The 14,416-nt window shown below is 42.1% G+C and carries 7 protein-coding genes; 6 read left to right on the top strand and 1 reads right to left on the bottom strand.

Annotation, left to right across the window (positions count from 1 at the left end; all coding sequences use genetic code 11):
- Nucleotides 1-276: 276 nt before the first annotated feature.
- Nucleotides 277-1,380 (bottom strand): redox-regulated ATPase YchF, encoded by a 1,104-nt coding sequence (gene ychF / locus K9M52_RS13800; RefSeq protein ID WP_224069016.1) that lies wholly within the window; start codon nucleotides 1,378-1,380, stop codon nucleotides 277-279.
- 796 nt (nucleotides 1,381-2,176) lie between these two features.
- On the opposite strand from ychF, the gene K9M52_RS13805 reads away from it, so the two are divergent.
- From K9M52_RS13805 to K9M52_RS13830, 6 genes are all read left to right on the top strand, one after another.
- The gene (locus K9M52_RS13805; RefSeq protein ID WP_224069017.1) at nucleotides 2,177-3,103 is read left to right on the top strand and encodes a dihydrodipicolinate synthase family protein; all 927 of its coding nucleotides are present in this window, start codon (nucleotides 2,177-2,179) and stop codon (nucleotides 3,101-3,103) included.
- Between the two features lie 4 nt (nucleotides 3,104-3,107).
- Complete coding sequence (locus tag K9M52_RS13810) at nucleotides 3,108-4,604, top strand: sodium:solute symporter (protein WP_224069018.1); 1,497 nt, start codon at nucleotides 3,108-3,110, stop codon at nucleotides 4,602-4,604.
- 212 nt (nucleotides 4,605-4,816) lie between these two features.
- Complete coding sequence (locus K9M52_RS13815) at nucleotides 4,817-6,358, top strand: arylsulfatase (protein ID WP_224069019.1); 1,542 nt, start codon at nucleotides 4,817-4,819, stop codon at nucleotides 6,356-6,358.
- Nucleotides 6,359-7,353: 995 nt separating this feature from the next.
- Nucleotides 7,354-10,593 carry a SusC/RagA family TonB-linked outer membrane protein gene (locus K9M52_RS13820; RefSeq protein ID WP_224069020.1) on the top strand — a complete coding sequence of 1,080 codons (3,240 nt, stop codon included), beginning with the start codon at nucleotides 7,354-7,356 and terminating at the stop codon, nucleotides 10,591-10,593.
- Between the two features lie 93 nt (nucleotides 10,594-10,686).
- On the top strand, nucleotides 10,687-12,717 hold the full coding sequence (locus K9M52_RS13825; RefSeq protein ID WP_224069021.1) for a RagB/SusD family nutrient uptake outer membrane protein: 2,031 nt from the start codon (nucleotides 10,687-10,689) through the stop codon (nucleotides 12,715-12,717).
- Nucleotides 12,718-12,751: 34 nt separating this feature from the next.
- Complete coding sequence (locus K9M52_RS13830) at nucleotides 12,752-14,362, top strand: DUF5123 domain-containing protein (RefSeq protein ID WP_224069022.1); 1,611 nt, start codon at nucleotides 12,752-12,754, stop codon at nucleotides 14,360-14,362.
- The last annotated feature ends 54 nt before the right edge of the window (nucleotides 14,363-14,416 follow it).

Below are 14,416 nucleotides of genomic sequence, written 5' to 3' on the forward strand. Positions count from 1 at the left end.
CAAAATTTGATATTATCGCATTTCTGTTGAAGAAGATTTGAAGGATTTTATGGCTTTCCCGATAGGGGCCGAATAAAAGTTTTTTCGTAAGCCCGATACCCAACCTTTGTTTGCCCCCTGAATAAAAACACAGAAGGATACGAAGTATCAGCGTGAAAATGAGTATCGATAATTTGGAATAAGGTGCCGCGTGTCAGCCCCGCCTCCAGGGAGCCAATATAAAAAGTCCGAAGATATCTGCTTCGAACTTTTTATATTGAGTACACTAACTGGTGATTACACATTAAATAAGAAATGCATAATATCACCATCTTCCACTATATAAGTTTTGCCCTGAACGGACAGTTTGCCATTTTCTCTACAGGCTGCCTCGGATTTGAATTTCACAAAGTCGTCAAATTTGATGACTTCTGCACGGATAAAGCCTTTTTCAAAATCAGAATGGATCACACCCGCAGCCTGCGGCGCTAAAAAGCCTTTGGTGATTGTCCAGGCCCTGACTTCCTGGACACCTGCCGTAAAGTAGGTAGCAAGATTCAAAAGCTTATAGGTTGATTGGATCAGACGGGCAACACCACTTTCTTTTAGTCCCATATCTTCCAGGAACATTTGCCTGTCTTCATAACTTTCCATTACGGCGATATCACTCTCGATGGCGGCACTGATAAAAATCACTTCAGCTTTCTCGTCTTTGACTGTGTTTAGTAGTGCTGTTGTATGTTGGTTCCCCGAAATAACAGATCCTTCATCTACGTTACAGACATATAACACCGGTTTAATAGTTAAAAGACAGAGCTCATCCAGGAATTTTTGTTTTTCTTCCCTGGATATATCAAAACTGCGGGCGTTTTGGCCGGCTTCCAGATGGGCTTTTAATTCCTTGAGGATCTCGACCCCGCGTTGGGCGTCTTTATCTCCGCCCGATTTTGCCTGCTTTTCTGAGCGACTGATCTTTTTCTCTATAGTTTCCAAATCTTTGAACTGGAGTTCAATATCAATGATCTCTTTATCCCTAACGGGGTTAACACTGCCGTCTACATGGATAACATTATCATTATCAAAACATCTTACCACATGAATAATGGCGTCGGTTGCCCGTATATTGCCCAGGAATTGATTGCCAAGCCCTTCTCCCTTGCTGGCGCCTTTAACCAGGCCTGCAATGTCTACGATCTCAACTGTGGTAGGTACCACCCGTTGAGGTTTTACCAGCGATTCCAGTGTCGTCAGACGGCTATCCGGCACGGTGATGACGCCGACATTCGGCTCGATGGTACAAAAAGGGAAGTTTGCAGCTTGCGCTTTGGCGCTGCTAAGTGCATTAAAAAGGGTGGATTTTCCAACATTTGGAAGTCCTACAATTCCTGCCTGTAAAGCCATTCTTTAATCATTTTGTGGGTGCAAAAGTACGGTAATTTCTGGTGTGGAGAAACAAAAAACGCCGCAAAGACAAATTAAGCCCAGTTTGAATACTATGGCTGTTTTGGTATGTCAATGGTTAAACGCTGAAGATAATTGTGTAAGATTTAATCGGTTGATTATAGAACGCAAATATATTTTCTGGTCTCTGCAAGCTGTTTTGCTACTTGTCTAGATAAAAGTATGTAATTATGACCTTTACAAGGGAGGTGCTGTCGGTCATGGCAGAATATTTCGATAAAGACACCGGACAAGATCCGAGTATTTAATTCCCGACCGGATTATTTGTCAAAGTGGTTTGAGACAAATAAGAAGTTTGGTGTTTTATTTTGTCAAGATAAATTAATTATGGTTCATGATAGAGATTGGATTGGATTATTGTTTGTAAATGCAGAAAGACTACCCGTCGTGTTTTTCATATATTGCCAGATTTGTTAGACGATTTTTTCCAATCCTCTGCGTAATAAATCGAGCTGTTTAATTTCATAAAAAAAGGATATTTCTTATTTATTGAAATTGAATAATTTGCGAAGATTTAACTGCTAATAGAATCTGTGGAAATCTCTGATCGTATTGAATATACTTAATCATGTATTTCTTACATTTATTTAATTAATAAAGAAATAAAAGTCAGTATATTTGCTGGAAGCGGCAATCGTCCAGACCTGTAATCAGCCTTTTAACCTTAAAAAAAGGGTGCCTCGGCTTAGATATTTTATTTATACAACAAAAGTATTGAAAAAAACGCATACATATTATGAGCTTTGATAAACTACCTGGCGGTTTATGGCCAGTGATGTTGACAGCATTTAACGAAAAGAATCAAGTAGACATTGACGGGTTGTCCCGGTTGACTGATTTTTATATACAGTCAGGATCCAATGGCTTGTTTTCCAATTGCCAGTCCAGTGAGATGTTTCAACTGACCGATGATGAGCGGTTGCTTGTTATCCGGACTGTTATGAAGACAGCAGGTAATAGAGTCCCGGTCGTGGCGACCGGCACCTTCAGTACATCAATGAAAACGTCTGCTGATTTTATCAAGCGGGTGTATGATACCGGAGTGGCGGCGGTGATTGTTTTAAGTAATCATCTTGCGGACCTGGGCGAAGATGAGGATGTTCTTATGAAAAGGACGGAAGAGCTCCTGGGGTTAACAGGCAATATCCCTTTGGGGTTATACGAATGTCCCTATCCTTACAAGAGATTAATCTCTCCCAAAATGATGAAATGGATCGGCGAAACCGGACGGTTTTTCTATCATAAAGATACTAGTTGTGACCCGGAAGCCATTAAACTGAAAGTGAAGGCAGTGGAGAATACGCCATTCGCTTTTTATAATGCAGATACGCCCACCGCGTTAATGTCGTTGCAAAATGGCGCCGTAGGTATTTCTCCTATTGGGGCCAATCTTTATCCGGAATTATACAGCGCACTCATTAATATGTATAATGATCGGCAAAGCGAAGAAAAATTAAACTGGCTGAGTGCCCGGCTAACGGTCATGGGTACTGTTGCTGATTTATGTTATCCATATTCAGCTAAGCTATTCTTACAGAAAAGAGGCTTTAAAATTTCATCAATTTGCCGGGTCGTCCATGAGAAAATGAAACCAGACGGTTATTTGAAGATTAAAGCTTTGACAGAAATGTATAAGGAAACAAAAGAACTTTTAAATATATAACAATATGCGGACGATAGATTTGGTCGTATTTCTTGCTTACCTGATTGGAATAACACTGTTTGGTAGTTCTTTTTTTAAGAAAAACAAATCTTCCTCGGAATTCACGCTTGGGACCAGCAAGATTCCTTCGTGGGTTATCACGATGTCTATCTTTGCCACCTTTGTCAGTAGTATAAGTTTCCTGGCGTTGCCCGGCAATGCCTATATTACAAACTGGAATCCCTTTGTTTTTAGCATTTCCATTCCAATTGCGCTATGGATCGCTGTAAAGTATTTTGTTCCACTGTATAGAAAAGTAAACAGCCCGTCGGCTTATACTTTTCTTGAACAACGTTTTGGTCCATGGGCAAGAATATATGTCTCTGTATGTTATCTGCTCACTCAGTTGATGCGCGTCGGAACTATTCTCTATCTTCTTGCATTGGCTTTAAATGCTATTATCGGCTGGGATATTGCAACTATTATTGTTATAACGGGGGTTACAGTTGCAGTTTATTCACTGTTGGGAGGCTTTCAGGCCGTCGTCTGGACAGATGCTATCCAGGGAATTATTTTGATTGCCGGGGCCCTTATCAGTGTCGCGTATATTTTATTCAATATGCCTGAAGGTCCCGGACAACTGTTTTCTATTGCGGTTGCAAATGATAAGTTCAGCCTGGGTAGTTTTGGTACCAGTTTGACTGAACCTACGTTCTGGGTAGTGCTTGTTTACGGATTTTTTATAAACCTCCAAAATTACGGAATAGATCAAAACTATGTGCAACGTTATATGGCATCCAAGACAGAAAGCGCTGCAAAAAAGTCCGCTTTCTGGGGTGGTGTACTCTATGTCCCAGTCTCATTGATTTTTGTTTTTATCGGCTCGGCGCTTTTTTCTTATTACCATTCCGGTGCTGCTTCATTGCCGGTCGAATTACAGCAGCCAGGTATGAGCGACCGGATATTCCCCTATTTTATCGTGAACCAGTTACCACCGGGTTTGACTGGTTTATTGATTGCCTCTGTTATTGCTGCGGGAATGAGTACTGTGTCTACTAGTTTTAATAGTTCGGCTACTGTTTTTTTGACGGATTATTACAAAAGATATAGCAAAGAACCTGTTTCTGACAAAAAGGCGTTGCGCGTACTGTATATTTCATCGACCATAATTAGTATTATCGGCATTCTTGTTGCCATTGCCATGATAAATGTAAAGAGCGCACTGGATGCATGGTGGAAATTGGCATCAATATTTAGTGGTGGTATGCTTGGATTGTTCCTGTTGGCGGCGTTTACCAAGATTACCAAATCGACGGGCGCACTGATTGGTACGATTACAGGAGTATTGGTGATTTTTTGGCTCAGCCTTTCTTCCTTATTGGCAGGCGATTATAAATGGTCTGTTCATCTACATAGTTTTCTGACCATTGTTTTTGCGACGGTGGCTATTTTCTTGGTGGGATTTCTGGTTTCCATGCTGGGAAATCGAAAAAGAGATCATCTATCAATCAGTGAATCCTAGCGGCTCTTTGCGGACAGATGCATTTGATTGGGACTTTACGATCTGTGTTTCTCATGAAAAAATATAATGTAAGAAAAGACTTTACCAGCAGCTTGTTGAAAGATGACACTATTTGAGTGCCGTAAGTTATCATTATTGAAAAAGTAAAGGTCAATTTGCTATCTTTATATTGTAGAATCAACAATTGAAGCCATCAATAATTTTAAATAGATATGCAACATATTCAGGTACCGACATTTGCTAAAAAGAAGCGACAAGGGCAGTTAAAAAAGAAATATATTCATATTCGTATACTAGCCTATGCTGCTATCTTGTTTTGCAGCCTATTTATGATGGGGTTGCAAGTTTATGCCCAGCCTGCGGTCAAGCAGACTTCAGCTCCGGCTACCCGGCCTAATATTATACTGCTGATAGCTGATGATCTTGGCTACGGCGATGTTGGATTCAATGGTCAGAAGAAGATACGTACGCCTCATCTTGACCGGCTTGCTTCTGAAGGGAAGGTATATCATCATTTTTACGCTGGCACCAGTGTCTGCGCCCCTTCAAGGTCGACTTTGCTGACGGGACAGCATACTGGCCATACTTATATCAGGGGAAATAAATCAGTGCCGCCCGAAGGGCAGGAGCCTTTGCCCAAAACGGGAGTGGGGCTGGCGGAGTTATTGCACGGAGCCGGATACCATACCGCAGCCTTTGGTAAATGGGGACTCGGATTCATTGGCAGTACGGGAGACCCGCTCAACCAGGGATTTGAACATTTTTACGGTTATAATAGCCAGTCGCTCGCACACAGATATTATCCAGATCATTTGTGGGAGGATGACCATAAGGTGATACTCTCCCAAAACGCTAATTTTACCAAACAGAAAATATATGCACCCGATTTAATTCAGCAGAAGGCGCTGGATTATATTGATCGGCAGCGTTCCGACCAGCCGTTTTTTCTTTTTTTACCTTATATCCTGCCTCATGCTGAACTTGTTGTTCCCGATGATTCAATTTTTAGATCCTATAAGGGGAAATTTTCAGAAAAGCCTTATAAGGGAAGAGATTACGGCCCTGATGCCATAAATCATGGCTATGCTTCCCAGCGATATCCACATGCGGCCTTTGCCTCTATGGTTACACGGCTTGATCTGTACTTAGGCCAGATTGTGGATCGCTTAAAAAAGCGAGGCCTGGACAAAAACACAATAGTAATTTTTACAAGTGATAACGGTCCCCATATTGAAGGTGGTGCTGATCCGGCGTTCTTCAATAGCAATGGCCCTTTTAAAGGTGTAAAGAGAGATCTGTATGAAGGAGGTATAAGAGAGCCGTTTGTGGCATACTGGCCGGGGAAAATCAAGGCCGGGACTACCTCCGATCACGTAAGCAGTTTTTGGGATCTCTTGCCCACCTTGGTGTCGCTGGCAGGAGCCAGTCAGTCAATACCTAAAAATATTGACGGTATCTCCATGGTGGCAGATCTATTGGGAGTTGACGGGCAACAACAACATGATTACCTTTATTTTGAGTTCCACGAGCAGGGAGGCAAGCAGGCCGTCGTAAAAGGCCCGTGGAAAGGGATCCGCTTACAGGTGGATGAAGACCCCAATGGAGCATTACAGTTGTATAATATAAACGAAGACCCAGGAGAAACAAAAGATCTTGCAGACCGCTATCCTGAGATCGTTCAACAAATGGCAAAAATCATGAAGCAAGCCCACAAGCCTTCTCTGCTTTTCCCATTTGCGCAGGAAAAACAATAAGTCGGTTCGATTTTTAGCGCCTCAGCACTTGTTTTAGCGGATTTAACGTGTTTAGTATTAATTATTAATAAAATAAGTTTATATTTATATATGTTAATAGCGGTAGTTGTTTATGTATTTTTTTAGGTAAATTTTGCATTGCTTTTTCTATAAGAACATATAATAATTATTTTACCCATATAACTGCAAAATCGTTATTCTTATCTTCAATATGTTGATTATTAATATTTTATAATATATTTTATTCACTATACAACGTGGCTTTTTATTTTTGTTTCGCAATCGATACTGGCATCGTTTGCGTAACTTTATTTGTGCGTGACTGCTTTTTGTTAACAAAAGTCCGATATCTTCGTTACAAATCATATAAAGATTTAACTGGGAATATTTCATTTCATATCCATCTTTTTTTTTAAAATGAAGTTCATGACGTTCTGTTTTTTGCGCTTTTTGAGTTTATCGATTGCGCAAACGAGTGTTAGTGTTGAGTTACAAATGAGACAGTTCGGAAAGCTTTAGTGGACGTTCACCGGCAAAAAAATCTGTTTTGGGTCGGTTTGATTTTTATGGCAGAAGTGAGTTTAGAACTATTGACGCGAAAAGGGGAAACAGACGATCTATACCGGCTAGAGACTGATGAAGCTATATATGGCTCATTTTATTTTAACGATAGGTAACTTGTATTTGTCGTCTTAGCGGATACAGAGGACTTTCAAGTTCGGAATGATTACATTCAAAAGGGAAATAAGGTATTGATTAATTATATAAATCACTTAGCCGGGTATTTTAACCACTAATAAAATATGATGCAAATGAGTAGAACCCCTTCTTGTGGGTGATCGAAAAAAATTTACCGATAATTTTTCAACAGGGCGGCAGCATTTTTAAAGCTACAAAATGATTGTGTTTTGTAGGTAAGGGACTTTTATGCTTTTGCGGGTTGAAACAAATGTTCAGTAGTTTACTTTTTAATATACAAATTTAAATCTGCATGTATGAAGAGAATAATTCTATTATTGACCTTTACCTGGATCTCAGCGCTATTATTTTCGCAAAAGATTACTGGTTTGGTTACCACCGAAACAGGAACACCAATGCAAGGCGTTTCTGTTATCGCAAAGGATGCGAAAGGCATTAAATTGAGTGGTGTTGTAACGGATGCGTTTGGAAAGTTCATTATGGAGTTTTCCCAAAAGCAAAAACCAAAGTCAATCAGTTTTACCATGACTGGTTATATTCTTGTGGAGCGGGCAATTATTGCCGGTCAGGACTCTATGCATATTATTTTGAAAGAGGACGAAAACTCCCTGAATGACGTGGTGGTGGTGGGTTATGGAACCGTTCAGCGTAAAGACCTTACCGGATCAGTTGTGTCCATCAATGAGGAAGAATTAAAAGACCTGCCTGCCACCTCTGCGTTGCAGGCGATTCAGGGGCGTCTGGCGGGGGTAAACGTAACGGTTACAGAAGGATCCCCTGATGCTGCGATCAATGTGCGGGTTCGCGGAGGGGGCTCTATTACGCAGGATAATTCTCCCTTGTATATTGTGGACGGATTTCAGGTGCCTAACATTAATGATATTGCTCCCCAGGATATAAAAACGATCGATGTTCTGAAGGATGCAGCTTCTACGGCCATCTACGGTGCCCAGGGAGCGAATGGTGTTATTTTGATTACGACAAAATCAGGTTCAGCCGGAAAGTCTGACATTACATTCAACAATTACACTGCACTGAGCCACGTTTACAGGTTGACAGATGTTCTTTCTCCATATGAATACGTGTATTATCAAAGAGAGCTAGATCCAAGCATGAGTGAAAATGCCGGGTTCTTTGGTTCATATGGAAAATGGGATGATATTGATATTTATAAATCTAAACCAGGGATTAACTGGCAGGATAGTTTATTTGACCATACCGGTGTACAGCAAAGCTATAATGTAGGCCTTAGCGGAGGAGATAGATCCCTGACTTATAATTTAAATTATACCCATGATCAGGAAGACTTTATTATGCTGAATTCGACCTACAAACGTGATTATTTTAGTGGGAAACTCAAAAAAATCATCAGCCCCAAGCTGACCTTCGATTTTAATGCCAGAATGTATAATACGGTTATCACCGGTCCCAGTGTGTCCAGCGGAAAAAAATTGCGGGATGCGGTAAAATATGCGCCCGTCAGAAGTTTAACAGCTCCTGGAGCAGGCGGGCTGGGCTCAGATGAAGACGCCACTTCAGCGGAGGCTTTGAGTTCTTTAAATGATCCTATCTATAACATTGTTAATGAATATCGATATCAAAACCGCTTTAATTCAACTTTTAATGCGGGAATAACCTGGAAAATAGCCCATAACCTGACGTTCACCTCGAAAGGCTCTTATGCCTTCGTAAAAGACTATACTGATAATATCTTTTTAAACAAAACGGGTGAATCCAGTGCCAATGGCGGTCAGCCAGTCGCCAGAAGGAACGATGAAAAAGGTTATATGTGGTCGGTCAGTAATGTTTTGGATTACAGGTTGAATTTGAATGGTGGCAAACACCGTCTTAACGCGATTGTTGGTCAAGAATTGAGCAGCCGTCAAAGTAACGAAACAGCTTTGAGCTCAAAATTTTTTCCTATAGACTTTACAGCCGATGATGTATTGGCTATGTGGAATTACGGGACACCCGACCCGACGTATACAACAATAGGCGAGCCTTCCAGACTGTCTTCTTTTTTCAGCCGTATCAATTATATCTATAATGACAAGTATATTTTGACCTTGATTGGACGAACCGATGGAAAGAATGTGTTTGCCCCCGGGCATCAATGGGGTTTTTTTCCTGGAGTTGCCGGAGCATGGAGGCTGTCAGATGAGGGTTTTATGAAAGGAATGAAAGGGTGGCTTTCTGACGCAAAAATTCGTTTGAGCTATGGTGATGTGGGTAACGCGAGAGTTGGCTCATATTGGAGACAGCAATATAGCTTTATTTCTCAGACGAATCGCCTGATCTACTTCGATGATAAGGCACAAAGTGCCCTTAGAACCTCCAGTACACTTAAGAACGAAAATCTGACCTGGGAAAGCACAACCTCAGCTAACCTGGGGCTGGATCTCGCTTTTCTGGACAACAGGTTGACCTTTACAATGGATCTGTATAATAATACAACCAGAAACCTTATCCTCAATGTCGCATTACCTTCCAGTTCTGGCTATGTGACCCAGTACCAGAATATTGGCAGTACACGAAACAGGGGACTGGAGTTCAGCGTGAATGGGAACCTGGTCAATACAAAAGACTTTAATCTGTCTGCGTCGTTTAATATAGCCTTTAACCGCAACAAGGTCCTTGAGCTGAATGGGGCGGACGAAATGATTGTGTCCTCAGGCTGGGGCGTGAACATCGGTTCTGACGATTATCGGGCAATCGTTGGACAACCCGTTGGACTAATGTATGGATATGTAAGTGACGGGTTTTATACTTTTGATGACTTTGATTATTCTGAAGAGCTGAAAAGGTGGGTGATCAAGCCAGGTGTGGCCGATGCTTCCAAAGTTCTGGACCGGTCCGGCAATTATTTTGGGCCGGGTCATATGAAGTTTAAGAAGCTGCACCCATCAGCTGACGGCGACAATTTTATCAATGCAGATGATGACAGAAGAGTGATCGGACATGCTCAGCCTAAACATACGGGTGGCTTCTCCTTTAATGCCAGTTATAAGAGCTTTGATCTCACGACAATGTTCAACTGGTCCTATGGCAATGATATCTATAATGCGGACAAGATCGATTACACCACTTATGCGTTATCCAAAAGATATCAAAATATAAGCACACTGATGAGCCTGGAAAACAGATTTACGACAATTGACCCCGCCACGGGCGCCAATATTATGTTTGGTAATGATGCCAATCCTGAGCTTTTCAGGGAATTGAATAAAAATGCGCGTATCTGGAGTCCTATGATGACAAATTCTTCTATTATATCTGATTGGGCTATCGAGGATGGCTCCTTTTTACGCCTGAGTAATGTTACTTTGGGTTACACTTTGCCGCAAAAGATTTCTAAGAAGTTTCTGATTGAGGACCTGAGGGTATATGTTGCCGGTTATAACATTTTTGTATGGACACATTATTCCGGGCAGGATCCTGAGGTTAGCACACGAAACAATCCATTAACGCAGGGGGTAGACTATTCAGCCTATCCCAAATCGAGGAAAATACTTTTTGGACTGAATGTCAGATTTTAATGTCTGCATTAACAACGTTCGTCTTCTTGATGATCTCCTTTGCAGCCTTTAGGCTTTCGTTGGTTAATAATTAAAGAACAAAAAAATATACAGATGAAACATATACTGATCATAATTTCTGTACTGACCGTTTTGGGCAGCTTTTCCTGTAAGAAGTTCCTGGAAACTTCTTCCCCCTCCTCTTTAAGCCCTGAAACGGTTTTTAATTCTCCTTCCATGGCCAAGGCTGCCGTAATGGGGTTATACGGTAAGATGACCGATACTTATATATATGGGCAGAAGCTCTCCGTAAACTGGCAAGGGGTTTCCGATATTGAATGTAACCGGGCATTCTCTGAAACCGGATATAACTCTACCAGCTCTGACGCCGGAGCTGGTAACTTTTACGGCAGCCAGTATAATTCGACAACCCGTTGGTCCGGACTCTATGATTTTGCAGAGATCTCCACAGCAGCGGTTGACGGTATCCGGCAGTCGCCGATTCTGGAATCTGAGGCGGCCAAGATGAAACCGTTGCTGGGAGAGGCACTGGTAATGCGTGCTTTGGCCTATTTTAACTTGGTTCGATACTGGGGCGCGGTGCCTTTTAAACGGGAAGCCTCTAAATCAGATTTGTCCAATGTGTATCTGGGTCGTACTGATATAGATACGATCTATCACTATATCGTCAAAGATCTGCAGGAAGCGGTTGATCTGTTACCCTGGCTGGGTACGAATGCTGAATACAATTCGGCCGAAAGGGTTACGAAGGGTTTTGCGATGGGCCTGCTAGCACGTGTTTCTTTATTTGCCGGCGGCTGGTCTCTGAGAGACGCTAAGTTGTTTCCCGATTCAAAGGCGGAACACAACAAGAATATTCCCGAGACGCCGGATTATTTCGTTGGCCGGCCGCAGAACTGGAAAGACTATTACCAGATCGCAGCGGATATTTGCGCAAAAATGATCGCCTCACCGGATAACCCACATAAGCTTGACCCCAGTTATGTTGACATCTGGAAAAGTGTGTGTGGGCAGATGCCTAATCCTACGAATGAAAATTTATTTGAGGTGGCTTTTGGAATGGGTGACAATGGTGATATAGGCTCACTAATGGGTTATGTCGTGTCGGGCAACACCAAGTATGGTACGAGAGGATTTGGCGGTACGTATGTCACCTCTACAGCGTATTATTTCTATTCTTTTGACAAAGCGGATACCAGAAGGGACGCAACACTTTCCTGGTTTAATTATACATCCGACAATAAAGAAGCAATGGGATCGGATCCAATAAACGTACCTTTTGCCAAATGGCGTATTTATTGGACAACTCCGGGTTTTCAGGCACTCCAGAAAACGGCTAATTCCAGAATTGCTACCGGGATTAATTGGATCCTGATGCGATATTCAGATGTGCTGCTTATGTATGCTGAGGCAATGAATGCTTTAAAAGGACCGGATGTTGCCAATCCCAATGCAGATGGGGTAACCGGGCGTCAGGCGTTGGAAATGGTTCGGGCCAGAGCCTTCGGCGCCGGTGCACCAGAGATTACTAAGTACGACCCAGATTTTTTTAAGGCAGTTGTTAACGAAAGGGCCTGGGAATTTGGTTGTGAATCGATCCGTAAACAGGATTTGATACGCTGGGGGCTGGCCTATACCAAAATTGAAGAAATGAAAAAAACCTTATGTCAGATGTTTGACGGCACTAAAGCAGTCAAGATCTTTGATAAAACTTATCAGCCATCAGATTTCCCTCAAACAGTGTATTACAAATTTAAGCCGGATGGCGAGTTCATCGATCCAGAATCCCCTAATTATTATAAGGAATTACCGGCAGATCCCGGCGAGCCCTGGATCGCCGTAAAATGGTTCCCACAGACGACTATGAAGCCGGAGACGGGTGCAAAAGCCACCGACAGATATATTATATACCCGATCCGGGTGCTAACGGCCGCAACGGGGCTCTATCCATCCTATGACTATTCTTCATTTTTGGGAACATTGACTCATGGATCCGAGATCCAGGCTTCTTTAGCAACCTATCAGATGGGTAATGGAACTATCTATTACAGATACCCCTATGCAGTATATTATGAGGATATGTATGAATCCAAAGGAGCTATTCAAAGTAGCTACGGATATTAGTTGTTGATCAATATTCGAAATTAAAACATAAGAAATGAAAAATATTTTATTCAAATTAATGGCCTTTATCCTTATCGTTTTTTTTGCGGCGAGTTGCCAGAAAGAGGTCAATAATTGGGACGTCGATCCCTCTCATGCTCGCTTATTTAAGCCATTGACTTTCGAAGTACAGACTACTGCGGCGACTTCAGTCACGATAAACTATACCAGATCGATCGGAGCTACCAAGTACATTTTCGAGTTTAGTAAAGACAGCCTTGAGTTTAAAGATATTGTACGTACGGTAGAAATACTGGCTGATACATTAACCCCCTTTTCCGTGTCACCCACACCAACAAGAACATCTTATCACACGGTGTTCGAGGACCTGGATGGGACCTCCGGTTATTCTGTCAGAATGAAATGTGTAGATTCAACCGGAAATGAATCTAAATATTCTGAACTCTATTTTATGACGCCGGCGGAGCAGTTATTTGACAGATCTGAACAGTCGACAGATAATATCCAGATGTTCTGGCAACCAACCGATAGGGTAACTCACGTGACCGTCAGTGATCCGGTTACGCTCTCTGAGATAAAAAAAGTCACACTGACTGAGGAGAATAAGGCAGATGGATCAGTCCTAATCCCTGGCCTTAATCCGGGCACCTCTTATAAGATAGAAATTTTTAATAACGATGTGCTCAGAGGTACCATGATCCTGCATACTACGGGCATTAAAGGCGCTGTAATTGTGCCTGTTGCATCCGGGGATGATATTAATGCCGTACTGGCTGAACAGGTCGCTGAAGGACACTTTGCCGTAACCTTGCTCTTTAACGCAGGACAGAATTATGACATCGGATCAGTAGTTCTGCCTTCCGGTCTGACAGACCTTAGCTTTACCGGTGAAAGAGAAGTTTGGGGTGACAATGCAATGCCATCAACGTTAAATATAAGTAATGTTGCGCTGGAAGGCAATGCATTTGGATCGTTGATTTTTCAAAAGGTAAAATTAATTGGAGGAACAGGTGATTACCTGATAAATATGGGTGATGATAACGTTGATGTCGGGCAGTTCGCTTTTGCAAATTGTGATATTGAAAACTATAGAGGTGTTGTCAGAGTACAGAACAAGGCCATTAGGCTAAGCCAGATATCTCTTGCAGGAAGTATAGTGAAAAATACGGGAGGTTATGGCGTTATCAACGTGGGCGGATCCAACGTCACGTTGGATTCTATTAAGGTAGACAGTAATACGTTAATTGACATGGCAACGCAATTAATGGATGTCCGTGCGGCCGTCCCGCTTATCCTGGTCAATAGTAATACAATCTATAATCAAAATGTTGCACTTACTCAACTAATCCGCCTGGATAAGAATAATTTGCCATCTTCTTTTACAGCAGAGAATAACATTATTTCCGGTACAAACGCAGGAGCGCCTTTAAAGGCCTTTAGCCTGGATTATGCTGGCTCCTTTGCCGGAAGTTACCGTACCACAGAAATGGAAATCAGTCAGGACTTCCCGGAAATTACCTTGTTTGAGGGAAGTTCCACGGATTTATTTGTGAATCCTGCGAATGGCGACTTTTCCATTATTCCGTTAAACGGGTTTGGAGGAACAGGCAAGGCCGGTGACCCAAGGTGGTTTGTGAGTTTGTAAGGTTGTATAATGGAGAGTTCCGGTTGCAGGAGCTCTCCTTGTTGTCTATAAACA

The organism is Arachidicoccus terrestris (assembly GCF_020042345.1).
In the GTDB taxonomy this organism is placed as follows: domain Bacteria; phylum Bacteroidota; class Bacteroidia; order Chitinophagales; family Chitinophagaceae; genus Arachidicoccus; species Arachidicoccus terrestris.